The 25,704-nt window shown below is 73.4% G+C and carries 19 protein-coding genes, 1 tRNA gene and 1 riboswitch; of the genes, 5 read left to right on the top strand and 15 right to left on the bottom strand.

From position 1 onward, the window contains the following. Positions 1-76: 76 nt before the first annotated feature. Positions 77-161 (bottom strand) — tRNA-Leu (locus tag ACGFX4_RS30990). Positions 162-505: 344 nt separating this feature from the next. Between ACGFX4_RS30990 and ACGFX4_RS30985 the strand changes: the two genes are divergently transcribed. Both ACGFX4_RS30985 and ACGFX4_RS30980 read left to right on the top strand, forming a co-directional pair. Continuing rightward, entirely contained in the window at positions 506-1,279 is a 774-nt protein-coding gene (locus tag ACGFX4_RS30985) for an ABC transporter ATP-binding protein (protein WP_393081328.1), read from the top strand. Positions 1,280-1,326: 47 nt separating this feature from the next. Further along, positions 1,327-3,885, top strand: coding sequence for an ABC transporter permease (locus ACGFX4_RS30980; protein ID WP_393081325.1), 2,559 nt, complete (start codon positions 1,327-1,329; stop codon positions 3,883-3,885). Between the two features lie 25 nt (positions 3,886-3,910). Here the strand turns inward: ACGFX4_RS30980 and ACGFX4_RS30975 are convergent, their stop codons facing one another. Continuing rightward, positions 3,911-4,549 (bottom strand): TetR/AcrR family transcriptional regulator, encoded by a 639-nt coding sequence (locus ACGFX4_RS30975; protein ID WP_393081322.1) that lies wholly within the window; start codon positions 4,547-4,549, stop codon positions 3,911-3,913. A 46-nt stretch (positions 4,550-4,595) separates the two neighbouring features. Between ACGFX4_RS30975 and ACGFX4_RS30970 the strand changes: the two genes are divergently transcribed. Further along, a complete protein-coding gene (locus tag ACGFX4_RS30970; RefSeq protein WP_393081319.1) occupies positions 4,596-5,561 on the top strand; it encodes a hypothetical protein in 966 nt (321 codons plus the stop codon). Between the two features lie 157 nt (positions 5,562-5,718). Here the strand turns inward: ACGFX4_RS30970 and ACGFX4_RS30965 are convergent, their stop codons facing one another. From ACGFX4_RS30965 to ACGFX4_RS30935, 7 genes are all read right to left on the bottom strand, one after another. Then, positions 5,719-7,092 carry an NAD(P)/FAD-dependent oxidoreductase gene (locus ACGFX4_RS30965; RefSeq protein WP_393081317.1) on the bottom strand — a complete coding sequence of 458 codons (1,374 nt, stop codon included), beginning with the start codon at positions 7,090-7,092 and terminating at the stop codon, positions 5,719-5,721. 364 nt (positions 7,093-7,456) lie between these two features. Continuing rightward, complete coding sequence (locus ACGFX4_RS30960) at positions 7,457-8,389, bottom strand: exopolyphosphatase (protein ID WP_393081453.1); 933 nt, start codon at positions 8,387-8,389, stop codon at positions 7,457-7,459. A 2-nt stretch (positions 8,390-8,391) separates the two neighbouring features. Next, positions 8,392-9,027 carry a DUF501 domain-containing protein gene (locus tag ACGFX4_RS30955; RefSeq protein ID WP_393081314.1) on the bottom strand — a complete coding sequence of 212 codons (636 nt, stop codon included), beginning with the start codon at positions 9,025-9,027 and terminating at the stop codon, positions 8,392-8,394. Between the two features lie 14 nt (positions 9,028-9,041). After that, positions 9,042-9,491 carry a septum formation initiator family protein gene (locus ACGFX4_RS30950; protein WP_393081311.1) on the bottom strand — a complete coding sequence of 150 codons (450 nt, stop codon included), beginning with the start codon at positions 9,489-9,491 and terminating at the stop codon, positions 9,042-9,044. Between the two features lie 91 nt (positions 9,492-9,582). Further along, on the bottom strand, positions 9,583-10,869 hold the full coding sequence (eno, locus tag ACGFX4_RS30945) for a phosphopyruvate hydratase (RefSeq protein ID WP_393081308.1): 1,287 nt from the start codon (positions 10,867-10,869) through the stop codon (positions 9,583-9,585). A 184-nt stretch (positions 10,870-11,053) separates the two neighbouring features. Continuing rightward, a complete protein-coding gene (locus tag ACGFX4_RS30940) occupies positions 11,054-11,776 on the bottom strand; it encodes a transglycosylase family protein (protein WP_393081306.1) in 723 nt (240 codons plus the stop codon). A 3-nt stretch (positions 11,777-11,779) separates the two neighbouring features. After that, positions 11,780-11,929: riboswitch (cyclic di-AMP (ydaO/yuaA leader) on the bottom strand. 198 nt (positions 11,930-12,127) lie between these two features. Continuing rightward, positions 12,128-13,378 (bottom strand): cytochrome P450, encoded by a 1,251-nt coding sequence (locus ACGFX4_RS30935; protein ID WP_393081303.1) that lies wholly within the window; start codon positions 13,376-13,378, stop codon positions 12,128-12,130. A 154-nt stretch (positions 13,379-13,532) separates the two neighbouring features. Here ACGFX4_RS30935 and ACGFX4_RS30930 point away from each other — a divergent pair, with 154 nt between their 5' ends. Further along, positions 13,533-13,952 carry an SDR family NAD(P)-dependent oxidoreductase gene (locus ACGFX4_RS30930; RefSeq protein WP_393081300.1) on the top strand — a complete coding sequence of 140 codons (420 nt, stop codon included), beginning with the start codon at positions 13,533-13,535 and terminating at the stop codon, positions 13,950-13,952. Between the two features lie 53 nt (positions 13,953-14,005). Here ACGFX4_RS30930 and ACGFX4_RS30925 read toward each other — a convergent pair whose 3' ends face one another. From ACGFX4_RS30925 to ACGFX4_RS30905, 5 genes are all read right to left on the bottom strand, one after another. After that, positions 14,006-14,998 (bottom strand): MazG family protein, encoded by a 993-nt coding sequence (locus tag ACGFX4_RS30925; RefSeq protein WP_393081297.1) that lies wholly within the window; start codon positions 14,996-14,998, stop codon positions 14,006-14,008. Between the two features lie 485 nt (positions 14,999-15,483). Next, the gene (locus tag ACGFX4_RS30920; protein ID WP_393081294.1) at positions 15,484-16,137 is read right to left on the bottom strand and encodes a SurA N-terminal domain-containing protein; all 654 of its coding nucleotides are present in this window, start codon (positions 16,135-16,137) and stop codon (positions 15,484-15,486) included. Between the two features lie 135 nt (positions 16,138-16,272). Next, the gene (locus ACGFX4_RS30915; RefSeq protein WP_393081291.1) at positions 16,273-17,829 is read right to left on the bottom strand and encodes a protein kinase; all 1,557 of its coding nucleotides are present in this window, start codon (positions 17,827-17,829) and stop codon (positions 16,273-16,275) included. Continuing rightward, entirely contained in the window at positions 17,826-18,470 is a 645-nt protein-coding gene (locus ACGFX4_RS30910; protein ID WP_393081288.1) for a hypothetical protein, read from the bottom strand. The genes ACGFX4_RS30915 and ACGFX4_RS30910 overlap by 4 nt, the downstream gene beginning before the upstream one ends. Positions 18,471-18,555: 85 nt before the next feature. Continuing rightward, the gene (locus ACGFX4_RS30905; RefSeq protein ID WP_393081285.1) at positions 18,556-20,991 is read right to left on the bottom strand and encodes an N-6 DNA methylase; all 2,436 of its coding nucleotides are present in this window, start codon (positions 20,989-20,991) and stop codon (positions 18,556-18,558) included. 206 nt (positions 20,992-21,197) lie between these two features. On the opposite strand from ACGFX4_RS30905, the gene ACGFX4_RS30900 reads away from it, so the two are divergent. Further along, positions 21,198-21,815 (top strand): DUF4352 domain-containing protein, encoded by a 618-nt coding sequence (locus ACGFX4_RS30900; protein WP_393081283.1) that lies wholly within the window; start codon positions 21,198-21,200, stop codon positions 21,813-21,815. A gap of 84 nt (positions 21,816-21,899) precedes the next feature. Here ACGFX4_RS30900 and mfd read toward each other — a convergent pair whose 3' ends face one another. Further along, positions 21,900-25,517, bottom strand: coding sequence for a transcription-repair coupling factor (gene mfd, locus ACGFX4_RS30895; RefSeq protein WP_393081280.1), 3,618 nt, complete (start codon positions 25,515-25,517; stop codon positions 21,900-21,902). Positions 25,518-25,704 lie beyond the last annotated feature (187 nt).

The following is a 25,704-nucleotide window of genomic DNA, read 5'->3' as shown; positions in this document are numbered from 1 at the left end:
GACACCAGGGTAATGGTTTGGCAAAAGGATCCACCTCAACCGCGAGAACGATCTCGCGGGGCCGCGGTGGCGGAGTTGGTGCCCGGAGCCGGACTCGAACCGGCACGGCCTCGCGGCCAAGCAGTTTTAAGCTGCCCGTGTCTGCGTTCCACCACCCGGGCGAACCACTCTCCGCCCCTGTACGGGCTACCCCTGAGCCTAGTCGCCTTCCTGCCCGTTTCGCATATTTCCGGCTGCGGAAGTTGTCATGCTTCCTTGCCTTCTGACGAACCGTCTGTGATTCGGCCAGCGGTGAACCGGAATCGGCCAGGGCCGGCCGGGTCGGGGGCGGTGTCATACCGCAGGAGGAGACCGGCGCGTCGGAGTACGCCTGGCGGGGTGGGTCCAACCGTCCGCCGGAGCGACGGAAAACCATGATCGCGCGACAGAGGATGGAACAGCGGTCGGAGCCCCGGGCCCGACCGCCCAGACGTTCCGACGCCCCCTCCCGACAGGAGTGCCCTCGATGACCACGACGACCGCACGGCCCGCCGCCACCGGCCTCGCGGCTGCCCGCGCCACCGGCCTGAACAAGGTCTACGGCGACGGCGAGACCCGCGTCGTGGCGCTGGACGACGTCAGCGTGGTGTTCCCGCGCGGCGAGTTCACCGCGATCATGGGCCCCTCGGGCTCGGGCAAGTCCACCCTGATGCACTGCATGGCGGGGCTGGACACGGTCTCCTCCGGCTCGGCGATGATCGGCGACACCGAGCTGGTCGGGCTGAAGGACCGCCAGCTGACCCAGCTGCGCCGCGACAAGATCGGCTTCGTCTTCCAGGCGTTCAACCTGCTGCCGACGCTGACCGCGCTGGAGAACATCACGCTGCCGATGGACATCGCCGGCCGCAAGGTCGACCAGCCGTGGCTGGACCGGGTGGTCGAGACGGTCGGCCTGTCCGGCCGGCTGAGCCACCGCCCGTCGCAGCTCTCCGGCGGCCAGCAGCAGCGCGTGGCGTGCGCCCGGGCGCTGGCCTCCAAGCCCGAGATCATCTTCGCCGACGAGCCCACCGGCAACCTGGACTCGCGCTCCGGCGCCGAGATCCTCTCCTTCCTGCGCAACTCGGTCCGCGAGCTCGGCCAGACCGTGGTGATGGTCACCCACGACCCGGTCGCCGCCTCGTACGCGGACCGGGTGGTCTTCCTCGCCGACGGCCGGATCGTCGACGAGCTGGCCGCCCCCACCGCCGACGCGGTGCTCGACCGGATGCGCCGCTTCGACGCCAAGGGCCGGACGAGCTGACGCCCTGACAGCACAGGCCGCCGCCCCGACCACCCAGGACTGACCCCATGTATCGCACCGCACTGCGCAATGTGCTGGCCCACAAGGGCCGACTGCTGATGACGGCACTGGCCGTCATGCTCGGCACGGCGTTCGTCGCCGGCACGATGGTGTTCTCCGACACCGCCGGCCAGGCCATGAAGAACAGCTTCTCCAAGAGCTACTCCGACGTCTCGGTGATGGTCACCGACAACGCCGCCGGCGGCCACGCCTCCGCCCGGGAGAAGAGCGAGGGCGCGGCCGGCAGGCTGACCGACGCCACCGTCGCCCAGCTCGCCGCCCTGCCCGGCGCCCAGTCGGTGCGCCCGGTGGTCTCCGGCTTCACCGGGGTCGCCGACAAGAAGGGCAACCTGATCGGCCAGGCGTGGAGCGCCCGCGGCACCAACTTCGCCCCGGACGCGGCCGGCAAGGACCCGCGCTACCCGATGGCCGAGGGTCGCGGCCCGAAGGCGGCCGGCGAGATCGCGCTCGACCAGGAGACCGCGAAGGCCGGCGGGTACAAGGTCGGCGACACCGTCCGGATCGCCGGCAACGCCGCCGCCCAGGACGCCAAGCTGACCGGTGTCTTCACCACCGACGACCCGGAGGTCAGCTCCGGCGGCACGCTCACCCTGATGGACACCGCCAGCGCCCAGAAGGCGCTGCTCACCCCCGGCCAGTACAGCTCGATCGTGCTCGCCGCCAAGCCCGGCGTCACCCAGGAGGCGCTGCAGACCCAGGCGCTGGCCAAGGTGCCCGGCGAGACCCAGTTCGTGGTGCAGACCGGCAAGCAGCTCGACGACCGGCAGCAGGAGATGGTGGCCAGCTCCACCACGGTGCTCAAGACCGTCCTGCTGGTCTTCGCCGGGATCTCGCTCTTCGTCGGCATCTTCATCATCGCCAACACCTTCACCATGCTGATCGCCCAGCGCACCCGTGAGCTGGCCCTGCTGCGCGCGGTCGGCGCGGGCCGCGGCCAGGTCACCCTCTCGGTGCTGGCCGAGGCGCTGGTCATCGGTGTCTCCGCCTCGGTGGCCGGCCTGCTCGCCGGTGTCGGGATCGGTGCCGGCCTGCAGGGCGGCATGACCCTGCTCAACCCGAACTTCCCGACCGGTTCGCTGGTGGTCGCCCCGGCCACCGTCGTCACCGGCCTGGTGGTGGGTGTCCTGGTCACCGTGCTCTCCGCGGTGCTGCCCGCCGTCCGCGCCGCCCGGATCCCCCCGGGCGCGGCGATGGCCAGCAGCGAGCAGCCGGCCACCCAGAAGGGCCTGATCATCCGCAACACGATCGGCTCGCTGATCGCGGCCGGCGGTATCGCGCTGATCCTGGCCGGCGCCTCGGCCGGCAAGGACGGCCGCACCCTGCTGGAGGCCGGCACCCCGATCACCCTGATCGGCATCTTCATCCTGCTGCCGCTGCTCTCCCGCCCGGTGATCTCCGTGGTCGGCCCGGTGCTCGGCAGGCTGTACGGGACGGCGGGTCGGCTGGCCCGGCTGAACGCGGTGCGCAACCCGCGCCGCACCGCCGCCACCGCGGCGGCGCTCACCATCGGTCTGACCCTGGTCAGCGCGCTGACCGTGCTGGGCACCTCGGTCAACGACGCGGTCGCCCGCTCGGTGACCGGCTCGATGAAGGCCGACTACGACGTCGCCATGGCCGGCGGCGCGGGCCAGCTCTCGCCGGAGGTCGGCAAGCTGGTCGCCAAGGCCCCCGGGGTCGCCGCGTCCAGCCCGGTCGCCAACGTGTACTGGGACTTCGACGGCAAGACCCGCGCGGTGCAGGGCTTCGACGCGGCCGCCCTCGACCAGCTGATGAAGGTCACCATGGACTCCGGGTCCACCGGGGCCCTCGCGCAGGGCCAGATCCTGGTCAACGACGAGGTGGCGAAGAGCGCGAACCTCAAGGTCGGTTCGACCCTGAAGGTGGCGTACCCGGACGAGACCACCGGCACCGTGACGGTCGGCGGCGTGTTCCAGCGCGCCGAGACCCTCTCCCCCGTGCTGATGGCCAACGCCGAGGTCCTCAAGCACGAGCCCGAGGCCTACATCAGCGACATCCTGGTCAAGGGCACCGACGGCGCGACCGGCGCGCTCAAGCAGTCGATCAAGGACGCCACCGGCAACAACCCGGTGATCGAGGTCAAGACCAAGCAGGACATGCAGGACGAGTTCAGTCGGCAGATCTCCTTCGTCCTGAACCTCATGTACGGCCTGCTCGCGATGTCCGTCCTGGTCGCCGTGCTCGGCGTGATCAACACGCTGGCGATGTCGGTGTTCGAGCGCAAGCGCGAGATCGGCATGCTGCGCGCGATCGGCCTGGACCGGCGCGGCATCAAGCGGATGGTGCGGCTGGAGTCGGTGGTGATCTCCGTCTTCGGCGCCCTGATCGGCGTGGGCCTCGGCTGCTTCGTGGCCTGGGCCGCCAACCAGACCATCGCCCCGGATCTAAAGGGACTGACCACCGTGATCCCCTACGGCCAGATGATGATCTTCCTGGCGCTCGCCGCGCTGGTCGGCATGATCGCCGCCCTGTGGCCCGCCCGCCGGGCGTCCCGGCTGGACATCCTGACCTCCATCAAGACGGACTGACGCCCCGTCGACCGGCCCCGGCCGGTCACCCGTCACCACCGCAGAGCTGGGCGCGGAGGGTCTCGAAGACCCACCGCTCCCAGCTCTTCGGCGTCCAGCCCCGGTCGCGGACCAGCACCAGGTAGAGCTCGGTGGAGAGCAGCCCGTAGAGCAGGTCGCCGGCCCGGGCGGCGGTGACGCCCGGTCGGATGCCGGGCTTGCCGACCAGCACCTCGGCGGCGGCCTGCTGCACGGCCAGCCGCGGGTCCGGGTCGGTCGGCCAGAGCGCGGCCACCTCGGGGTCGGTGGCGCAGGCCACCCGGACCTGCTCGTCGATCTCCGCCATCCGGCCGAGGACGGCCGTGGCGCCCGCCACGTGCGCCCGCAGGTGGCCCTCGGCGGTGGGTTCGGCCAGGGCGTCCAGGAACCAGGGGCGCTCCATGGTCGGCACCGGCTCGTCGTCCCCGGCGACGACCACGTCGACCACTTCCTTGAGCAGGGTGCGCTTGTTGCCGAAGGTGAAGTAGATCGTCTGCACCGCCACCCCGGCCCGCCCGGCCACGTCCTGCAGGGTGGTCGCCCCGTACCCCTGCTCGGTGAACAGCTCCCGGGCGGCCTCCAGCATCCGTCGCCTGGTCTCCCGGGCCTTCTCGGCACGCCGGTTCCCGCTCTTGACCTCCGCCATGACGGGAGCTTAACTCGACCATGTTCACTAGAGTACGACTCTAGAGATGGACTCCAGCGAAGTCGGAGGGGTGCGGGAGATGAGGTTCCTGGTACTGGGCGGCTACGGCGCGGTGGGCGCCCGGATCGCCGAACTGCTGCGGGCCGGCGGCCACGTCGCCCTGGCCGCCGGCCGCGACCCGGCCCGGGCCGACCGGGTGCTCGACCTGCGGCAGGTACGGCCCGGCGGGGACGACGCCTACCGGGAGGCGGCCGCGGCGGCGGACGTGGTGGTCAACGCCTCCGGCGCCGAGGACCCGCACCTCGCGCTGGCCGCGACCGCGGTCGGCACCGCGTACGTGGACATCACCGCCGACACCCGGTACGTGGCCGCCGTCGAGGCGCTGCGGCCCGCCGCGCCGGTCCTGCTCAGCGTGGGCCTGGCCCCGGGGCTGAGCGGGATCCTGGCCACCGAGGCCGCGGCCGCCGCCCCCGGCCCGGTCGACCTGGCGGTGGTGCTCGGCGCCGGGGAGCGGCACGGCGCGGCCGCCACCGACTGGAGCTACCGGCTGCTCGGGCAGCGGTTCGCGGACACCGGCGGCGGCCGGCCGGTGCTCAACTACTCGGCGCCGCAGCGGTTCGAGGTGCCGCTGCTCGGCCAGCGGCGGCTCTACCGGACGGACTTCGCCGACCAGCACACCCTCACCCGGCGGCTCGGCGTGCCGGTGCGGACCTTCTTCGGCCTGGACTCGCGGACCGCCACCGGCGCGCTCGCGGTGCTGACCCGGGTGCCCGGGTCCGACCGGCTGCCGCGCGGCGGCCACCTGCCCGGCACCGACCGCTGGTGGGTGCTGGCCCGGGCCGCCGACGGCGCCGTCCGCTGGGCGCACGGGCGGACCCAGTCGCACGCCACCGCCCTGGTCGCGGCCCGCGCCGCGACCGCCGCGGCCGGCCTGCCGCCCGGGGTGCACCACCTGCCGGACGTGCTGACCGCCGCCGACCTGCCCGCCGAGCTGGCGGTCCGCGGCCGGTGACGCACGAAGGCCCCCCACCCTCGCGGGGTGGGGGGCCTTCGGCACTTCTGCTCCGCCCGGTTCGCACAACCGGCTGAGCACCACGGAGGTCGTGGTCCGGCAGCGCTGCCGGGCGGAGGGCCTCCGACTCGTACCCGAATCTGTCGGGTCTGGTCGCTTACTTGCTGGTCGCGAGCTCCTTGGCGGGCTCGGCCGGGGCGACGACGGCGGGCTTCGGCGCGGGGCCGGCCGCCTCCTGGAACGCCGCGAACGGCTTCTCCATCTCGCCGAGGCCGACGGTCTCGCGCTTGAGGAACACCGCCAGGGTCCAGTCGGTGAAGACGCGGACCTTGCGGTTCATGGTGGGCACCATCGCGCCGTGGTAACCGCGGTGGAACCACCAGGCCAGACGGCCCTTCAGCTTGATCTTGCCGAAGAGGATCGCCACGCCCTTGTGCAGGCCGAGGCCGGCCACCGCACCGAGGTTCTTGTGCTTGTACTCGGACTGCGGGAAGCCGCGCATGCCGGCCACCACGTTGTCGCCGAGGACGGCGGCCTGACGGACCGCGTGCTGGGCGTTCGGCGCGCACCAGGCGCCCTCGCCGGCGGCGAGGTCCGGCACCTGGGCGTTGTCGCCCGCGGCCCAGACGTAGTCGAAGCCCTGGACCTGGAGGGTCGCGGCGGTGTCGACGTGGCCGCGCGGGCCGAGCGGGAGGCCGAAGTTGTTCAGCACCGGGTTCGGCTTCACACCGGCGGTCCACACGATGGTGGAGGCGTCCATCTCCAGGCCGTTCTTCAGCACCACGTGCTGGTCGACGCAGGAGTCCATCGAGGTCTCGATGTAGATCTCGATGTTCCGCTCCTCGAGCTTCTCCTTGGTCCACAGACCGAGGTCCGGGCCCATCTCGGGGAGGATGCGGTTGGCCGCCTCGACCACGACGAAGCGCATGTCGTCGCGGGAGACCGTCTTGTAGAGCTTGGCCGCGTCGCGGGCCATGTCCTCGATCTCGGCGATGGTCTCGATGCCGGCGAAGCCGCCACCGATGACCACGAAGGTCAGCGCCTTGCGGCGGACCCCCTCGTCCGTGGTGGACTCGGCCTTGTCGAGCTGCGACATGACGTGGTTGCGGAGGGTGATCGCCTCCTCGACCGTCTTCATGCCGATGCCGTGCTCGGCCAGACCCGGGATCGGGAAGGTGCGGGAGACCGAGCCGGCCGCGACGACCAGGTAGTCGAAGGGCAGCTCGTAGGAGTCGCCGGCTGCGGGCTGGATGGTGGCGACCTTGCGGGCGTGGTCCACACCGGTGACAGCACCGGTGAGCACCTCCGCCTTCTTGAGGGCGCTGCGCAGCGGCGCGACGAGGTTGCGAGGCGCGACGTTGCCGCCGGCCGCCTCGGGAAGGAAGGGCAGGTACGTCATGTACGACCGCGGGTCGACGACCGTGACGGTCGCTTCGCCGTAGCGCATCTTCTTGAGGATGCGCATCGCGGCATACAGGCCGACGTAACCACCGCCGACAATGAGGATGCGAGGACGCTCCGTGGTGCTCATATCCGAAAGTATCCACCCCCTCCCGACCGGCACTTCGTGAGGGGAGTCACAAGGTGCTGGACAGCGGGTGCTACACTACGCGCCCACACAAGCCGGTCGGGGCCTTCGGCTCACCGCCGCCGGGCGCCCGCGGTGAGCGGTCGGACACACGGAGCCCCGCTGAGCAGCAACGATCCTGGTGGGGCGCGGGTTCCCGGTCGCTTTTTCGATTTACCCGGCCGTCGGCGGGCCTGGCCTGCGATCCGCTGGCAGACCCGCCGACAGAGCCTTCGGTCCCACATATCGGACGGACCGGACACCTGGGTGCGACGAAAGCATGGTTCGCCATGTGAAGAAATTCACGAACCTTTTCCGCCGACACGCGTCAGGCGATGCTCCAGGCGATCCCGTCCAGGATGTCGTGCTCGCTGACCAGAAGCTCCAAGGCCCCGGTCCGCTCCATGATCTCCAGCAGCACCAGCGCCCCGGCGGCGATCACGTCCACCCGGCCCGGGTGCATCACCGGGATCGCGGCCCGCTCGTCGTGGGTCGAGGAGAGCAGCCGGGCGGTGGTCTCCCGGACCTGCTCGACGGTCAGCCGCGCGTGGTGGATCCGCTCGGAGCGGTACTCCGGCAGGTCGAGCACGATGCCGGCCACCGTGGTGACCGTGCCGGCCAGGCCCACCAGGGTGGCCTCGGCGTCCAGCGGCACCGTCTTCGCGGCCTCGTCCAGGGCGGCCAGCACGTCCGCCTGCGCGGCGGCGATCTGCGCCTGGGTCGGCAGCCCGGCACCGGCGAAGTGCCGCTCCGTCAGCCGCACGCACCCGATGTCCACCGACCGGGCCGCCTGCACGTCCTCGGCGCCCAGCACGAACTCGGTGGAGCCGCCGCCCAGGTCGAAGACCAGGTACGGGGGCTTGTGCGGGCCGGCGGTCAGCTCCTTGGTGGCGCCGGTGAAGGACAGCCGGGCCTCCTCGTCACCGCTCACCACACTCGGCGTGACGCCCAGGATCTCCCGGACGCCGTCGGTGAACTCGGCGGCGTTCTCGGCGTCCCGGGACGCGGAGGTGGCGACCATCCGGATCCGGTCCGGACCGACCCCGTGCTCGGCGATCAGCGCCGCGTACTCGCGGCAGGCGGCGAACGTCCGCTCCAGCGCCTCCGGGTGGAGCCGGCCGGTGCTGTCCACGCCCTGGCCCAGCCGGTTGATGATCATCCGGCGGTCCAGGTCGGTGATCGAACCGGTCTCCGGGTCCAGGTCCGCGATCAGCAGCCTGATCGAGTTGGTGCCGCAGTCGATCGCGGCCACACGCGTCATGGTCAACTCTGCTCCTCCTCCGCCTGGCGCTTCTTCTCGGCGCGCTCGGCCGTCTTCTGCTGCTTGGCGGCGATCACGGCCGCGTGGTCCTCGTCCTTGGCGCGGTTCTTCAGGACCCGCGCGCCCGCCGCCTCGACCTCGGCCGGGGAGACGCACGGGCCCTTGGCCCACCAGTCCTCCAGCATGCCGAGCGCCTCGTCGCCGAGCGGGTTCACGCCCTCGCCGGCGGCCAGCGAGTGACCGACCAGCACGTGCAGGCACTTCACCCGGTCCGGCATGCCGCCGGCGCTCGGGAAGCCCTCCAGCACCTCGATCGCGTCCCGGCGGGCGATGTAGTCCTCGTGGGCCTTCTGGTAGGCGGCGGCCAGCTCCGGGTCCTCGGCGAGGCGGGCGGTCTGATCCTTCATCACGCCCTCGGCCTCCAGGGTGCCGATCAGCGAGGCCGCCTTGGGGCAGGTCAGGTAGTACAGCGTGGGGAACGGCGTGCCGTCCGGCAGCCGGGGCGCGGTCTCCACCACGTCCGGGTTGCCGCACGGGCAGCGGTGCGCCACCGCGCGCAGGCCGCGCGGGACGCGGCCCAGCTGGGCCGCGATGGCGGCGATGTCGGAGTCGGGAACGGCAGCGGGTTCGTTGGTCATCAGCGGTCTGTCTGTCAGTGGGATGCGGGGGGTTCGGTACCCGGCTGGGCGGTGTCGGCCAGATCGACCGAATCCCAGAGCTCGGCGTACCAGGGCTTGGCGGCCTTCGGCCGGACACCGGCCAAGGCACCGGCGGCCGGCGGCCGGCCGTCCGAGGAGGGCTTGGGGTCCACCGAGACGAACGGCGTCTCGCCCGGAAGCGCGTAGTGCAGCCGCTCGCGGGCCTGCGCCTTCACGTACTCCGGGTCCTGCCAGCGGGCCCGCTCGCGGCGCAGCTCCTCGACCTGCTGCCGGGCCTGCTCGGCCTTGGCGCGCTGCGCGGCGATCTCCGAGCGCTGGGCGATGAACTGCCGGGTGGGATACGCGAGTATCGCGATCAGCGAGCACAGGACGAGCACCAGCACGGTGGCGCGGCTGGTGAAGCGCGGCCGCGCCGCCAGCCCCGGGATCCTCCACTTGGCCATCTCGTACCCCTCCTGCACATGCCGGTGCCCCGGCCCCACCCTACGCGGTGGGAGCCGGGGCACCGGTCAGGCTGGCTCAGCCCTCGTGGACTCAGCCCTCGTACTTGAACCGCGGGAAGGCGCCGCGGCCGGCGTACTCGGCGGCGTCGTCGAGGATCTCCTCGATGCGCAGCAGCTGGTTGTACTTGGCGACGCGCTCGGAGCGGGCCGGGGCGCCGGTCTTGATCTGGCCGCAGTTGGTGGCGACGGCGAGGTCGGCGATGGTGACGTCCTCGGTCTCGCCGGAGCGGTGCGACATCATGCAGCGGTAGCCGTTGCGCTGGGCCAGCTCGACGGCGTCCAGGGTCTCGGTCAGCGAACCGATCTGGTTGACCTTCACCAGCAGCGCGTTGGCGGTGCCGGTCTCGATGCCCTGGGCCAGGCGGGCCGGGTTGGTGACGAACAGGTCGTCACCGACCAGCTGGACCTTGTCGCCCAGCTTGACGGTCATGGCCTTCCAGCCGTCCCAGTCCGACTCGTCCAGCGGGTCCTCGATGGAGACCAGCGGGTACGCGGCGACCAGCTCGGCGTAGTACTCGATCAGCTCGGCGGCGGAGAGCGCCTTGCCCTCGAACTGGTAGGCGCCGTCCTTGTAGAACTCGGAGGCGGCGACGTCCAGCGCGAGCGCGACATCCTTGCCCGGCACGTAGCCGGCCTTCTTGATGGCCTCGGTGATGAGGTCCAGGGCCTCGCGGTTGGAGTCCAGGTTCGGCGCGAAGCCGCCCTCGTCGCCGAGGCCGGTGGACAGGCCGCGCTCCTTCAGGACGCCCTTGAGGGTGTGGTAGACCTCGACGCCCCAGCGGACGGCCTCGGAGAAGGACTCCGCACCGATCGGGGCGATCATGAACTCCTGGATGTCCACGTTGGAGTCCGCGTGCGAACCGCCGTTGAGGATGTTCATCATCGGGACCGGCAGGACGTGCGCGTTCGGGCCGCCCAGGTAGCGGAACAGCGGCAGGTCGCTGGCCTCGGAGGCGGCGTGCGCCACGGCGAGCGAGACGCCGAGGATGGCGTTGGCGCCGAGCGAGGACTTGTCCGGGGTGGCGTCCAGGTCCAGCATGGCCTGGTCGATCAGGCGCTGCTCGGTCGCGTCGTAGCCGACCAGCTCCGGGCCGATCTGCTCGATCACGGCGAGGACGGCCTTCTCGACGCCCTTGCCGAAGTAGCGGTTCTTGTCGCCGTCGCGGAGCTCCAGCGCCTCGAAGGCGCCGGTGGACGCACCCGACGGGACAGCGGCACGGCCGGTGCTGCCGTCGTCGAGGCCGACCTCGACCTCGACCGTGGGGTTGCCGCGGGAATCGAGGATCTCGCGGGCTACGACGACATCAATGGACGGCACGAGGCATCTCCTAGCGGAAGCGGATGTGTAGTCGTTACGACCAGAGCCTAACCGCCCCGGGCTTCCGGTCCACGTTGACCTTCGTCCCGTCTCACCGTGTGGCGCGCTACTCGCTGGTAGTTCATCTGAATGTCCCGCAAAAGCGGGCACCCCGGACGGTCCGGAGTGCCCGCTCCCGCAGCCGTCAGAACGACAGCACCTGACCCGGCATGATCAGGTCCGGGTTGCCGCCGATCACCGGACGGTTGGACTCGTACAGCTTCTGCCAGCCGCCGGACACGTGCTGGGCGGCGGCGATGCCGGACAGCGTGTCACCGGGGCGCACGGTGTAGCCGCCGCCGGCGACCGGCGGCGCGGCCGGGGCCTGGGCGCCCTGCGGCACAACCCGGGGCGCACTCTGCGACGTCGCGCCCTGCGGCGCAGCCTTGGGGGTCGCGGTCTTCGGCGTCGCGGTCTTGGGCGTCGCGGCCTTCGGGGCCGCCGCGCGGGTCTCGGAGCGCGAGGCGGTGTCCGTCTGGGCCGACGATCCGCCCCTGGTCAGGCCCGCGCGCTTCGAGCAGACCGGCCACGCGCCGGGGCCCTGCGAGGCGAGCACCTTCTCGGCGACGGCGATCTGCTGCCCCTTGCTGGCCTGGTCGGCGCGCTGCGCGTACTGGCCGCCGCCGAAGGACTTCCAGGTGGAGGAGCTGAACTGCAGCCCGCCGTAGTAGCCGTTGCCGGTGTTGATCGACCAGTTTCCGCCGGACTCGCACTGCGCGACCTTGTCCCAGATGGAGACCGGGGCGGCCTGGGCGCCGGTGGCGGTCAGCAGGGGCAGGGCCAGACCCACGCCCGCGACGCCCGCGGCGGCGATGGCCTTCTCGGCCTTGGTACTGCGACGGTGGCGGCCGGAACCGGTGAACAGCATGACGAATCCTCTCCGCACGCCTGCGAGGTGAGCTGTCGGGTTCGGACCGGGAGGTGGCCCGGCCGCCGGGAAGGCGGCTTCACCCCAAGCCGTGGGGGACGGCGTCAAACCTGGTTCCCCCGCCCCTGTCCGGGTCGTTGTCGGATTCCCTGCAGCGCGGCGGACAGGATTCGGCGTTCCGCACCCGGGGCCCGCGGCTGCGGGCAGAGGGAGAGTAGGCAGATCCGACGATCAATCACAAGCTCATATCACCGGTATCACGCAAGAATTACGACGCGTCACAACTCGGGCACGAACCATGCAGGTATGTCCGGTTTAATCCGCATTCAGATCTCGCGACACGACGCGCCGTCAGGCGTCCACCGGAGTGAAGGAGACCGGCAGTTCGCGCAGGCCACGCATGATCAGGCCGCCGCGCCAGCGCAGTTCGGACGGGTCGGCGGCAAGACGCAGATCGGGCAGCCGGGTCAGCACCGTGGCGAGCGCCCGCTGCCCCTCCAGCCGGGCCAGCGGCGCGCCGATGCAGTAGTGGATGCCGTGCCCGAACCCCAGGTGGGGGTTGTCGGCGCGGGCCAGGTCGAGGGTGTTCTCCTCGGCGAACCGGGCCGGGTCGCGGTCCGCCGCCGCCAGCACCACCAGCACCGGGTCGCCGACCGGAATGTCCACCGCGCCGATGGACAGCGGCTGCGACGCGAACCGCCACGTCGCCAGCTCCACCGGTCCGTCGTAGCGCAGCAGTTCCTCCACCCCGGTCTCCAACAGCCCGCTCTCGCCCCGGGCCAGCGACTCCTGCAGCAGCACGCGCTGCCCCGGGTTGCGCAGCAGCGCGTACAGGCCGTTGCCGATCAGGTTCACGGTGGTCTCGAAACCCGCGAAGAGCAGGATGAACGCCATCGCGGCGGCCTCGTTCTCGGTGAGGTGCTCGCCGTGGTCGCTGGCCCGGATCAGCCCCGAGATCAGGTCGTCCCCGAGGTCCGCCCGCTTGCGGTGGATGAGCTCGGCCAGGTACGTGCGCATCCGCTTCACCGCCCGGCCGACACCCCCGCGCTGCCCCCCGTGGTGTCGGATCATCATCCCGGCCCAGTCCCGGAAGTCGTCCTGGTCCTCGGCCGGGACACCCAGCAGGTCGCAGATCGCGTAGATGGGCAGCGGGAACGCGAACTCGTGGATCAGGTCCGCCGAGCCGCGCTCCGCGAAGGAGTCGATCAACCGGTCGGTGAGCTGCTGCACCCGCGGCTCGAACTCCGCCACCCGGCGCGGCGTGAACGCCTTCGACACCAGCCGCCGCAGCCGGGTGTGGTCCGGCGGGTCGATGTTCAGCAGGTGCGTCATCAGGTTCGCCTGGCGCTCGCCCGGGATGCCGACCCGGCCGCTGCGATGAGCATGCACGTTGTGCTGCGCGGGGTTCTTGGAGAGCCGGCTGTCCGCGAGGGCCTGCCGCGCGTCCGCGTACCGGGTCACCAGCCACGCCTCCACCCCGCTCGGCAGCGTCGTCCGATGCACCGGCGCGTGCTCGCGCAACCACGCGTACGCGGGGTACGGATCGGCGGCGAACTCCCAGGTGAAGAGCTCCGGGCGGGTGGTCTCGGGCGTGTGGGACATGCCTTGACGGTATCCGGTGCCCCGACCTGCGTGAGTCTGGTCACCTGGCGGGTAATCCCTGTTGCGGAGGGTCGTGGCGTGCCTACGATCCTCCGACAACCGTTGGTGGGCGGCGTGCGGACCGGCCACCGGGCGTCTCAAGGAGGAGCAGTCCATGCGGGTAACCGGGGCAGTGGTGGTCATCGCGGTACTCGACGGAGGTTCGGGGGCGGAACTCGCCCGCCGCTTCACCGCCGCCGGCGCCGCCCGCCTCCTCATCGCCGACCTGCGGCCCGGCGTCGCCGAGGACCTCGCCACCGAACTCGACCGGCCCGACTGCCACGTCGTCGGCGTCTCCGGCGACATCCACCGCCCCAGCGACATCGCCGCGCTGGTCTCCACCGCCGTCAAGCACCTCGGCCCGATCGACCTCTTCGCGGTCGCCGGCCCCGACGGCGAGCGGATCGTCCAGCTCGCCGACCTCCCCGACCACCTCGACCCGCTCGCCGACCTCCTCGCCCTGCTCGGCGAGGCGATCGGCGAGGTCGTCCCGCAGCAGCGGCGCAGCAGCCCGGAACCGGCCGCCGCCGCCTAGCACCCGGGGCGTGGGACGCGGGGCTGCGCCGACGACCGCAGCCCGGCGGGTCGCTACGGGTTGAGGCCCTCGGCCTGTCGCACCGCGGCGCGGTAGCGGCGGGCGGCGGCCCGCAGGGCGGCGTCCACGTCCACGTCCGCGTCGTACGCGCGCTGGGCGACCGCGAGCAGCAGGTCGCCCGCCGACCGCTCGGTCAGCTCCGCCGGCAGCTCGTACGCGCCGTCCGGCACGCCGGCGAAATTCGCCCGCCGCACCCGGGAGACCAGCTTCGCCGCGTACGCGAGCGCCGGCAGCCCCGCCGGCACCCCGTCGAGCACCGACTCCCGCTGCTTCTCGGCCGCCTTCAGCTGCTCCCAGTTCGCCTCGACCTGCGCCGCACCCGACGCCTCCACGTCACCGAAGACATGCGGGTGCCGGTACATCAGCTTCTCCACGATGTCGCCGGCCACGTCGTCGATCGAGAACGGGTCGTCCGGGTGCTCCTCGGCGATCCGCGAATGGAAGAACACCTGGAGCAGCACGTCGCCGAGCTCCTCCCGCAAGGTCTCCCGATCACCCTCCTCGATCGCCTCGACCAGCTCGAACGCCTCCTCCACCAGGTACTTCACCAGGCTCGCGTGCGTCTGCTCGGCGTCCCACGGGCAGCCGCCCGGCGAGCGCAGCCGGTCCATCACCGACGCCAGGTCGAGCAGCCGCGCACCCGGCAGGTCGTACGAGCCCGGCAGCACCTCGATCTCCGGCACCCGGCCCGCCTCCTCCACCGAGATCCGCGCCAGCGCGTCCGTCAGCCCCGGGTCACCGTCCGCACCACCCAGCCACAGCACCGGCGCCGCCTCCACCAGCATCCGCGCCAGCGCCGGAGCGGAACCCCGCTCCACCACCTCCACCACGACGCCCGCCTGGCGGACGGCGGGCAGCTGCGGATGCGAGGCGTCGCCCGCGAGCACCCGCGGCGCGGACCGCAGCGCCTCCCACGCGGGCCAGGAGAGCAGCCCGGGGGCCACGCGGTGAGTAGTGGTGAGCAGCGTCAGCTTCGGAGTGTCCACACCCCAGAACCTACCCGCTCCCCCACCCCCCGCCCGGCCCTCCGCACCCCCCGCCCACCGCCCCCGCGGGGGCGCTGCGCGACGGCGGGATACGACGGCGCCTCCGGCGGGGCGCTCCGCGAACCGGCTCCCGCCAGGCGCCTCCGGCGGGGCGCTGCGCGACGGCGGGATACGAGGGACACCCCCGGCGGGACCGCCGTGCGAACGGCACACGCCCGACGACCGCCTCCGGCGGGGCGCTGCGCGACGGCGGGATGCGAGGGACGCCCCCGGCGGGACCGCCGCACGAACGGCAGACACCCGACGACCGCCTCCGGCGGGGCGCTGCGCGTGACCGTGCCCACGAACGCCTCCGGTGGGACGCTTCGCGGGGCGAGGACGGCACCGGCCCGACGGCCGCCTCCGGCGGGGCGGCTCGCGACGGCTGCCGCCAGGCCCCGCGGGGCGCGGACAGCACCGGCCCGGCGGCCGGGGCGGCGTGCGGGTCAGGCGGGGTTGGTGTTCTGGGGGAGCCAGGAGTCGACGGTGTCGGCGAGGCCGATCTGCTGGACGTCCCAGTGGCCGTAGCGGGGGTTGACCTGGATGTCGAGTTCGGTGCCGGCGGCCACCAGGGCCTTGCGGATGGCGGCGTTGCCGGCGTCGGTGCGGGGGTCCTCGCCCTGCGCGGCGGCGAGCTTCTGGATGCCGAGCTGCTGCCGGTAGAACGCGTCGATGCCGCCGCTCGGCACCGCCTGCCGGAGCAGGAGTTCCCGGGCGAGCTGGGTCTCGCCGCCGAGTGCCTTGGCGTCGGCGCTGCGCCCGTCGGCGATCTCCGTGTCGGTGACGCTGAGGCCGTGGTCGGTGAGGGCCTGGGCGATGACCCGGTCCAGGACGAGGTCGGAGACGGTCTTGCGGGCGAGGCCGGCGCGCTCGTTGCGGGCGCCGCCGTTCTGGCCCTGCGCGGCGGCGACGCCGTCCCGGACCTCGGCGACCCGGGCGTCCACCGCGGCGATGCTGATCCGCTGGCCGCCGACGACCGCTGCGGCGCCCTGGTGCGCCGGCTGCGTCCCGCAGGCGGTGAGCGCGGCGGCGGCGAGCGCGAGGCCCGCGGCGCCGACGGCGGTCCGCGTGCGGCGGCGGATGGAGCTGGTGCGGATCACGAGGTGCCTCCCGGGGCTGGGGTGGGGCCGGTGCGTTCCGGTGGTACTCCTGGGGTGGTTCGACGAGCTGGGACGAACAGTAGAGCGCACCGCCCGCCCTTGCCCAGACCGCCGCAGCAACGGGCCGTCGGGGGCTCAGGCCGTGTACGGGTTGCCGCTGGTGGTGCGGGTGGCGCCGAGCTGTTCGAGGTGCCGGCGCAGGCGGCGGACGTCCTCGTGGTGCGGGCCGAGCCGGCGTTCGGTGTCGAGCAGCAGTTCCAGGAGGGCCTGCCAGCCGCCTTCGCGGTCGCCGGCGGCGACCTGGGCGAGTCCGGCGCGCTCGCGCAGGCCGGGGACGGCCGGGGAGTCGGCCGGGTGTGCGGCGAGCAGCGCCCGGTACTCGGCGAGCGCGTCGGCGGGGCGGTCGGCGGCGAGCAGGGTGCGGGCCCGGATGGTGCGGACGGTGAGGACCAGGGGCGCGTCGGGGCCGAGTTCGGCGACCGCGCGGGGCAGCAGGTCGGCGGCGAGGGCCAGGACCTCGCCGTGCCGGCCGGCGGCGACCAGGTCGGAGAGCCGGGCGCAGGCTTCGGCCAGGGCTTCCGCCCCGCCGGCGGGTCCGGCCTCCGGGGCGGGGACCGGGGCGGCGGCCGGGCCGCTGTGGGCGAGGCGGGGGTCGGGCAGTGCGGGCATCACGACGGGGACGGAGGCGGCGGCCCGTGGCGGTGTGCCGGGTCCGGGCCGGTGGTCCGGCCAGGGTGGGCCCGGCCGCGTACCGGACGGCGGCTGCGGGTGGTGCGGGTAGCGGTAGGGGCGGGTCGGGTCCGGGACGGCGCCGTGCGGCGGTTGCGGGGCGACGGTCGGGGCGGGGAGCAGCGGCAGCAGTCGGGCGTGGACCTGCTGGGCGTCGGCGGGCCGGTCGGCGGGCCGTTTGGCGAGCAGGTCGAGGACGAGGGCTTCGACGGCGGCGGGGAGTTCGGGGCGCAGTGCGCGCAGCGGTACCGGCGGGTCGTCGACGTGCCGGCGCAGGACGCCGAGCGCGGTGGGGGCGGGGAACGGTGCCTGGCCGGTCAGCATCTCGTGCAGCATGCAGCCGAGCGCGTACAGGTCGCTGCGCGGGTCGGCGCCGGCGGCGAGGGCCTGTTCGGGGGCCATGTAGGCGGGGCTGCCGATCGGGCTGCCGGTGAGGGTGAGGCGGGTGGCGTCGGGGTCGAGGGCGGTGGCGATGCCGAGGTCGAGCAGGACCACCCGGCCGTCGTCCCGGACCATCACGTTGCTGGGTTTCAGGTCGCGGTGGACCACGGGGACGGCGTGCACGGCGGCGAGCGCGGCGCACACCTGGCCGGCGACGGCGGCGGCCTGCTCGACCGGCAGCGGTCCGTCCTCGGCGATCAGGTCGGCGAGGCTGAGGCCGGGCACCCGCTGCATCACCAGGTACAGCTCGCCGCCGTCCGAGCCGGCGTCGAAGACGGTGACCAGTCCGGGGTGGTCGAGGGCGGCGCTGACCCGGCACTCGCGCAGGAAGCGGCGGCGCAGTTCCTCGCCGCGGCTCGCGGCGGCGTCGGACGGGTCGGCCAGCAGGTCGGTGCGCAGCAGTTTCACGGCGACGTGTCGTTCCAGCCGCTCGTCGAAGCCCGCCCAGACCTGGCCCATCCCGCCGTGGCCGATCTTCTCGGCGAGCCGGTAACGGCCGTCGACCACCCGGCCCGCCGTCACGGGCGGCCTTCCTGCGCCTGCCGCCGGAGCAGTTCGCCGAGCTGCCGCAGCTCCTCGCCGGTCGCGGACGGCGCGGGGGCCTGCGCCGGGGCCTGCCCGGGCACGGGTGCGGCGGGCGTCGGCGCGGCCGGTACCGCTGTCGCGGCCGGCGCCGCCGCCGCGGGCGGGTAGCCGTAGGTGGGCTGCGCGGGGTACGGCTGCGGGTACGGGGTGCACTGCGGGTACGCCGTCGCGTCCTGCGGGTATGCCGCCTGCTGCGGGTACGTCGGGTAGGTCGGCGGGTACGTCGGGTACGCCTGCGGGTACGGCTGCGCGAGCGGCTTCGGGCCGGGCCACATGCTCCGACGGTTCATCAGCAGGAAGTGCAGCGGCGCGCCGATCCACATCGGCATGACGACGATCATGCCGAGCGTGTCCCACACCGAGCCGCCGGCCTTCGGCGCCAGCGCGGCCGACACGTAGAGGGTCAGCTGGAGCAGGCCGAAGACCACCGCGCCGACGATGTCCACCGGCCGGCGGCGGCCGACGGCGAGCACCGTGGACGGCACCATGCCGAGGATTCCCAGCGTCAGGAGCGGGAGCGCGCAGCACAGGACGGTCGGGCCGACGCGGTAGGGACCTGACGCGGCGGGGCCGGGCATGCGCGCTCCTCAGCAACGGTGGCGGCGGCGGACGGTGACGGTGCTTCGCACACCGTACCGCCCCCGCGCGACACGCCGGGATCGCTTATCCGTCGCTCTCCCCACCGCCGTCGGCGGGTTCCACGGTGCCGGCGGCGAGGGCGTCGGTGAGGGTCCGGGTGAGCGTGTCGGCCAGCTCGGTGGTGCGGGCCAGGCCGGTCCGGAAGTCGGCGAGGCGGCGGAACGCCGCGCCGAGGACCCGCTGGCGCTCGACCGGGAGGCGCGGCAGTTCGAGCCGCCGGATGTCCAGGCGGGTGGTGGTGGAGGCGTAGCTGCTGGCCCGGCGGGCGGCGCCGGTGGCCCGCAGCCGGCCCGCCAGGTAGTCCGGGTCGACCTGCTCGGGGTCGGGGCGCAGCAGGTGCAGGCGCGGGCCGAGCACCGCGCCGTCGTACGGGTCGCCCGCCCGTACCGCGTGCGCGGTCTCGCCGCCCAGCGCGGGCAGCAGGACGTCGCCGGGACGCGCGGTCGGCGCGTCGGTGGCGTCGGTGGTGCCGGACGGGGGGCGGCCGGCCAGCAGGTCCTGGTCGGTGAGCAGTGGGGCGGTGCCGGTGCCGGCGGCCGGGCCCTGACCGGAGGAGTGGACCTCCAGGGCACCGGCCCGGGCGAGTTCCCCGACCGTGACCGACGGCGGGACGACCGGCTCGGCGACGGCGGCGACCTCCGGCAGCCGGGCGTCCAGGTCGGCGAGCGCGCCGAGCAGCTCGCCGACCCGGGTGCGCAGGTGGGAGAGGGTGTCGGGCGGTGCGGTGGGGGCGGCCGGCAGGTGGCGGGCGGGCGACAGGTCGGTCTCGTCGTCCAGCAGGTCCAGCGCGGTGACGGTGCGGTGCACGCCCGGGCGGTCGGCCGGGAGCGGGCCGCCGGAGCGGGCGGCGGCGTCGAAGGCGTACCAGGTGTCGAGGACGGTCCGGGTGAGCGCAGGCCAGTCGATCCGGTCCCGGCCGCCCTCCGCCGCCGGGTGGGCGGCGGCCGCGTCCAGCAGCAGCACCTGCCGGAAGTCGTCGCCGGGCCGCGGCCGGCGCAGCACCCACAGGTGCAGCGGCACGCCGTACGGCGGGGCCGTGCCGGCGGGCAGCGCGACCACGGCACGCAGCGCGCCGGTGCGGATCAGCTCGGAGCGGACCCGGCGGCCGGCCCGGCGCGAGGCGACGGTCGGCGGCAGGAGCAGCGCGGCGAGGCCGCCGGGGCGGGTGTGCGACAGGCAGTGCAGCAGCCACGCCAGTTCGGACTCGCCGCGCGGCGGGACGACGCCGCCGGACCAGCGCGGGTCGAACTGCAACTCGTCGTGTCCCCAGTCGCGTTCGTTGTACGGCGGCTGGCAGAGCACCGCGTCGGCGAGCAGGCCGGGGTGCGCGTCGGCCCGCAGCGCGTCACCGGGACGCAGGTCGACCGCGAGCGGGCCGGGCCACGCGGCGGGCGTCTGCAGGGCGAGCCGCAGCACGGCGAGCGCGGCGTACCCGGCGTCCAGGTCCTGCCCGGCCCGGACGGCCCCCGGCCCGGCCGCCAGCAGCAGCGCGCCCAGCCCGCACGCCGGGTCGAACACCGTCACCGCCCCGGCAGCCGACGGACCGGGCGGGACGCCAGGACCGGACGGAACCGCCGGGCCGCCGGTCGCTGCGCCGGTAGCAGAGTGCGGCCAGCCCGGGACGGACGGAACCACCGGGTCACCGGCAGCGGAGTGCGGCCAGGCCGAGGCGGCGGCGCCGGACGGCGCGTCGGCCGGTCCGGAGGCGGGTCGCGACACGGCGCCGGTGTGCCACGGCGCGGCGGCCGGTTCGTCCACCGGCGTCCCGCTCGTGTCCGCGGCGCGGTGCGGCCGGGCCGTAGCGGCGCTTGCCGTCTCGGCGGCGTGCGGCGCGGCCTGGGGCGCCGCCGTGTCGGCCTGCGGGAGGGCGGCGAGGAGGGCGGCGGCTTCGGGCGGGGTGGGGGCGAGCTGGCGGGTGTTGGCCTCGGCGTGGCGGGTGAGCAGTTGCTCGTAGGCGGCCGGCGCGCCGTGGGTGTCGGCGAGGCGGGCGAGGAGGCGGGCCAGGTCGAGGTAGGTGGGGCCGACCAGCGCGGGGAGGCCGAGGCGGTCGGTGGCGTCGGGGCCGATCGCGGCGCGGGCGGCGTGTCGCAGGGCGCGGGGCAGGTCGGTGGCGAGCCGGGTGTCGGGCCGGTCGGCGAGCGCGGTCCAGGCGGCGGGGTCGCGGTGGAGCAGCAGCAGGAAGGCGCCGGCGCCGATCAGCGGGGCGACCGGTGGGCCGTCGGGGTCGCGCAGGGTCTCCAGCTGCTGCCAGGCCCGCTCCAGCGGCGGCAGTTCGGCGATCTTGCCCTGGTCACGGAGCCACTGCTCGACCTGGTCGAGCGGGAAGGTCGGGCTGCTGTCGGTGCCGCCGACCGGGCGCGGGAAGTCGGGGTGACGGCGGCGCCAGTTGGAGACGGCGGCCCGGCCGACGCCGGCGAGCCGGGCGATCTCGACGGCGGTCACCTCGGGGCGGTCCGGCATCGCTGGCTCCTCACGTTCACGACCGACTGTGACCACACAGCATAGCGATCGGCCTCCACCCGCTCCGTTCACACGTGAACAGAGACGTTTTATGAATAGCCGTTGACACTGTTCACAGTCGCATGGTCTGATCTAGTCATCGCCAGGGAGACCCCGGGCGAGAGGCAGCACCGACAGAACAGACCGAACAGACCGAGGAGTCAGTCATGGCCGTCACCACCACCGCCCGCCGTAGCGCCGCGTTCCTGCTGGGTGCTTCGCTGCTGGTCCTGGGCGCCACCGCCTGCGGCCCGTCCGACAGCGGGGTGTCCACCGAGGCGAAGCCGAGCACTCCGGCGTCCGCCGCCGGCGCCGCCGCCGGTGCCGGTGCCGGTGCCGGTGCCGCCGAGTCGAAGCCGGCCGCGGCCGCCGCCAAGGTGGGCGACACGATCGCGCTGAAGGGCATGGAGAAGAGCAACACCGCCGACGTCACCCTGGTGAAGGTGGTCGACAACGCGGAGGGGGAGGACGAGTTCACCAAGCCGGCCGACGGCAAGCGCTTCGTCGCGGTGCAGTTCCGGATCAAGGCGACCGGCAGCAAGGCCTACAGCGACGCCCCGATGAACAGCGCCAAGCTGCTGGACGCGCAGGGCCAGGCGTTCGGCACCGCGATCGCGGACACCAAGGCGGGCCCGTCGTTCCAGGTCCCGGCGAACATCGCCCCGGGGGAGAGCGCGCTCGGCTTCCTCACCTTCGAGGTGCCGAAGGACGCGGTGCTCGCCAAGGCCCAGTTCAGCCTGGACAGCGGCATCGCCGACCAGACCGGCCAGTGGAAGCTCGGCTGACCCACCGGCACGCAGGGCCCCGTACAGACGCAACGGCGGCCTCCGGCCCGAGGGCCCGAGACCGCCGAGGAGCGCGGGGCGGCGTCAGCGCTTGGCGCCCGCCAGGTCGTCGAACATAGTGGTGAGGAACTCCGTGCACCAGGCGAGGAGTTCACGCCCGACCAGCGGCTTGCCGCCGATCCGCCCGCCGCTGGCGGGCTTGGGCACCAGCAGCTGCTGCGCGGCGGACTTGATCTGGGTGCGCGGGTAGAGCCGGTTCAGCCGCAGCTCCTGCGACTCGCGCAGCTCGACCGGCCCGAAGCGGACGAAGTTGCCCTGCAGGGTGATGTCGCCGATCCCGCAGCGCCGCGCGTACAGCCGCAGGGCGGCGACCAGCAGCAGGTTCTCCACCGGCTCGGGCAGCTTGCCGTAGCGGTCGGTGAGCTCCTCGCGGACCTGGACGATGTCCTGCTCGGAGTTGACCGCCGCGATCGAGCGGTACGCCTGGAGCCGCAGCCGCTCCCCCGGCGCGTAGTCGTGCGGCACGTGGGCGTCGACCGGCAGCTCGATCTTCACCTCCAGCGGCTCCTCCTCCGGCTCGCCGCCGCCGGCCTCCAGCGACTCGCGGAACTCGGCGACCGCCTCGCCGACCATCCGCATGTAGAGGTCGAAGCCGACGCCCGCGATGTGGCCGGACTGCTCGCCGCCGAGCAGGTTGCCGGCGCCGCGGATCTCCAGGTCCTTCATGGCGACGTACATGCCGGCGCCCATCTCGGTGTGCTGGGCGATGGTGGCGAGACGCTCGTGCGCGGTCTCGGTGAGCGGCTTCTCCGGCGGGTACAGCATGTACGCGTAGCCGCGTTCGCGGCCGCGGCCGACCCGGCCGCGCAGCTGGTGCAGCTGGGAGAGGCCGAAGGTGTCGCCGCGCTCGACGATCAGGGTGTTGGCGTTGGAGATGTCGATGCCGGATTCGACGATCGTGGTGGAGACCAGGACGTCGAACTCCTTCTCCCAGAAGTCGACGACGACCTTCTCCAGCTGGGTCTCCCCCATCTGTCCGTGCGCGGTGGCGACCCGCGCCTCGGGGACGAGGTCCTTGAGCCGCGCCGCCGCCTTGTCGATCGACTCGACCCGGTTGTGGATGTAGAACACCTGGCCCTCGCGCAGGAGTTCACGCCGGATCGCCGCCGAGATCTGCTTCTCGTCGTACGGGCCGACGAAGGTCAGCACCGGGTGCCGCTCCTCCGGCGGGGTGGTGATGGTGGACATCTCGCGGATGCCGGTGACCGCCATCTCCAGGGTGCGCGGGATCGGGGTGGCGGACATGGTGAGCACGTCGACGTTGGCGCGCAGCTTCTTCAGCTGCTCCTTGTGCTCGACGCCGAAGCGCTGCTCCTCGTCGACGATGACCAGGCCGAGGTCTTTGAACCGGGTCTCGGAGGAGAACAGCCGGTGGGTGCCGATGACCACGTCCACCGAGCCCTCGAAGAGGCCCTCCAGCACGGCCTTCGCCTCGGTGTCGGTCTGGAAGCGGGACAGCGCCTTCACGTTGACCGGGAAGTTGGCGTACCGCTCGGCGAAGGTGGAGAAGTGCTGCTGCACCAGCAGCGTGGTCGGCACCAGGACGGCGACCTGCTTGCCGTCCTGCACGGCCTTGAAGGCCGCCCGGACGGCGATCTCGGTCTTGCCGTAGCCGACGTCGCCGCAGATCAGCCGGTCCATCGGGACGGACTTCTCCATGTCCGCCTTGACCTCGGCGATGGTGGTCAGCTGGTCGGGCGTCTCCGCGTACGGGAAGGCGTCCTCCAGCTCGCGCTGCCAGGGGGTGTCCGGGCCGAAGGTGTGGCCGGGCGCGGCCATCCGGGCCGAGTACAGCTTGATCAGGTCGGCGGCGATCTCCTTGACCGCCTTCTTCGCCCGCTGCTTGGTCTTCGCCCAGTCCGCGCCGCCGAGGCGGTGCAGGGTGGGCGCCTCGCCGCCGACGTACTTGGTGACCTGGTCGAGCTGGTCGGTCGGCACGAACAGCCGGTCACCGGGGTGGCCGCGCTTGGCGGGCGCGTACTCCAGCACCAGGTACTCGCGGGTGGCGCCCTGCACGGTGCGCTGCACCATCTCCACGTACCGGCCGACGCCGTGCTGCTCGTGGACGACGAAGTCGCCGGCCGCCAGGGCGAGCGGGTCGATGGCGTTGCGGCGGCGGGACGGCATCCGGCGCATGTCCTTGGTGGAGGACTTCTGGCCGGACAGGTCGGTCTCGGTGATGACGGTCAGCTTGAGCGTCTCGTCGACGAAGCCGTGCTCGATGGAGCCGCAGGAGACGTGGACGACGTCGCGGGTCGGGGCGTCGGCGAGGTCGGCGACCAGCCGGGCCGGGATGCCCTCGTTGCCGAGCACCTCGGCGAGCCGGGACGCCGGGCCGTGACCCTCGGTCACCATCACGACCCGCCAGTCGGCGTTCAGCCGCTCCTTGGCGTCGGCGATGGCGCGCGCGGTGTCGCCCCGGTACGCCTCCACCGCGTGCATGCCGAGGGTCAGCGTGTCGGCGTCGAATTCGAGAATCGCGCTGACCGAGGAGTCGCTGGTGGCGAACGGGCTGACCGACCACCAGTTCAGGCCGATGTCGGCGGCGTGTTCGCGCACCGAGGCCAGCGGCCAGAGCGAGGCGGCCGAGACGTCGATCATCTCGATGTCGATCGGCCGGTCGGCGCCGGCCGCCGCGGCCACCCAGGAGGCCTGCAGGAACTCCTGGCTGGTGGCGACCAGGTCGGCCGCCCGGGTGCGGACCCGCTCCGGGTCGCAGACCACCGCGACCGAGCCCTTGGGCAGCACGTCCAGCAGCAGCTCCATGTCGTCGACCAGGACCGGGGCCAGCGACTCCATGCCCTCGACGGCGATGCCCTGGGCGATCTTGTCGAGGATCTCGGCCAGCTCCGGGTGGTCCTGCGCCAGCTCGGCCGCCCGCGCGCGGACCTCGTCGGTCAGCAGCAGCTCGCGGCAGGGCGGCGCCCACAGGCCGTGCTCGGCGATCTCCAGCGAGCGCTGGTCGGCCACCTTGAAGTAGCGGATCTCCTCGACGTCGTCGCCCCAGAACTCCACCCGCAGCGGGTGCTCCTCGGTCGGCGGGAAGACGTCCAGGATGCCGCCGCGCACCGCGAACTCGCCGCGCTTCTCGACCAGTTCCACCCGGGAGTAGGCGGCCGCCGCGAGCTTGCGGGCCACCTCGCCGAGGTCGTGCTGCTCGCCGCGCTGCAGCGCCACCGGCTCCAGCTCGGCCAGGCCCTTCACCTGCGGCTGCAGCACGCTGCGCACCGGCGCCACCACGACCTGGACGGGCCCGGCCGCCGGGTCGTCGGCCCGCGGGTGGACGATCCGGCGCAGCACGGCGAGCCGTCGGCCGACGGTGTCGGAGCGCGGGGAGAGCCGCTCGTGCGGCAGGGTCTCCCAGGCCGGGAACTCGGCGACCGCGTCGGGCGGCAGCAGCGAGCGCAGGGACGCCGCCAGGTCCTCGGCCTCCCGGCCGGTGGCGGTCACCGCGAGCACCGGCCGGCCGAGCTCCCCGCCCTTGGCGGCGAGCGAGCGGGCCAGCGCGGCGATCGCGAACGGCCTGGCGGCGGGCGGGCCGACCAGGTCGAGGTGCTGCCTGTGTCCCGTGGCGGCCGCCTCGATCGCCTCGGCGAGAGCGGCGTCGCGTACGACGACATCGAGCAGTCCGGACAGGCTCATACGTCAAGTTCTCCACGGCCGGAGTGGCCCGGCGGCGACGGCCGGCCGGGCAGCGCGAACGGCCCGGTACGCGGTGCGCCCCGGGGGTTCCCAGCCTACGCCGCACGGCCGGTGCGTACGCGGCGCGGCGGCACCGTCGGTGCCCGCCGGTGTCCGCCGGGTGGCGAGGTGTCCGGTCAGGCCGACA

The organism is Kitasatospora sp. NPDC048365, assembly GCF_043200835.1.
Lineage (GTDB): Bacteria > Actinomycetota > Actinomycetes > Streptomycetales > Streptomycetaceae > Kitasatospora > Kitasatospora terrestris.
Note: the sequence above shows the minus strand (reverse complement) of the source record. Positions and strands in the feature narration are given on the sequence as shown.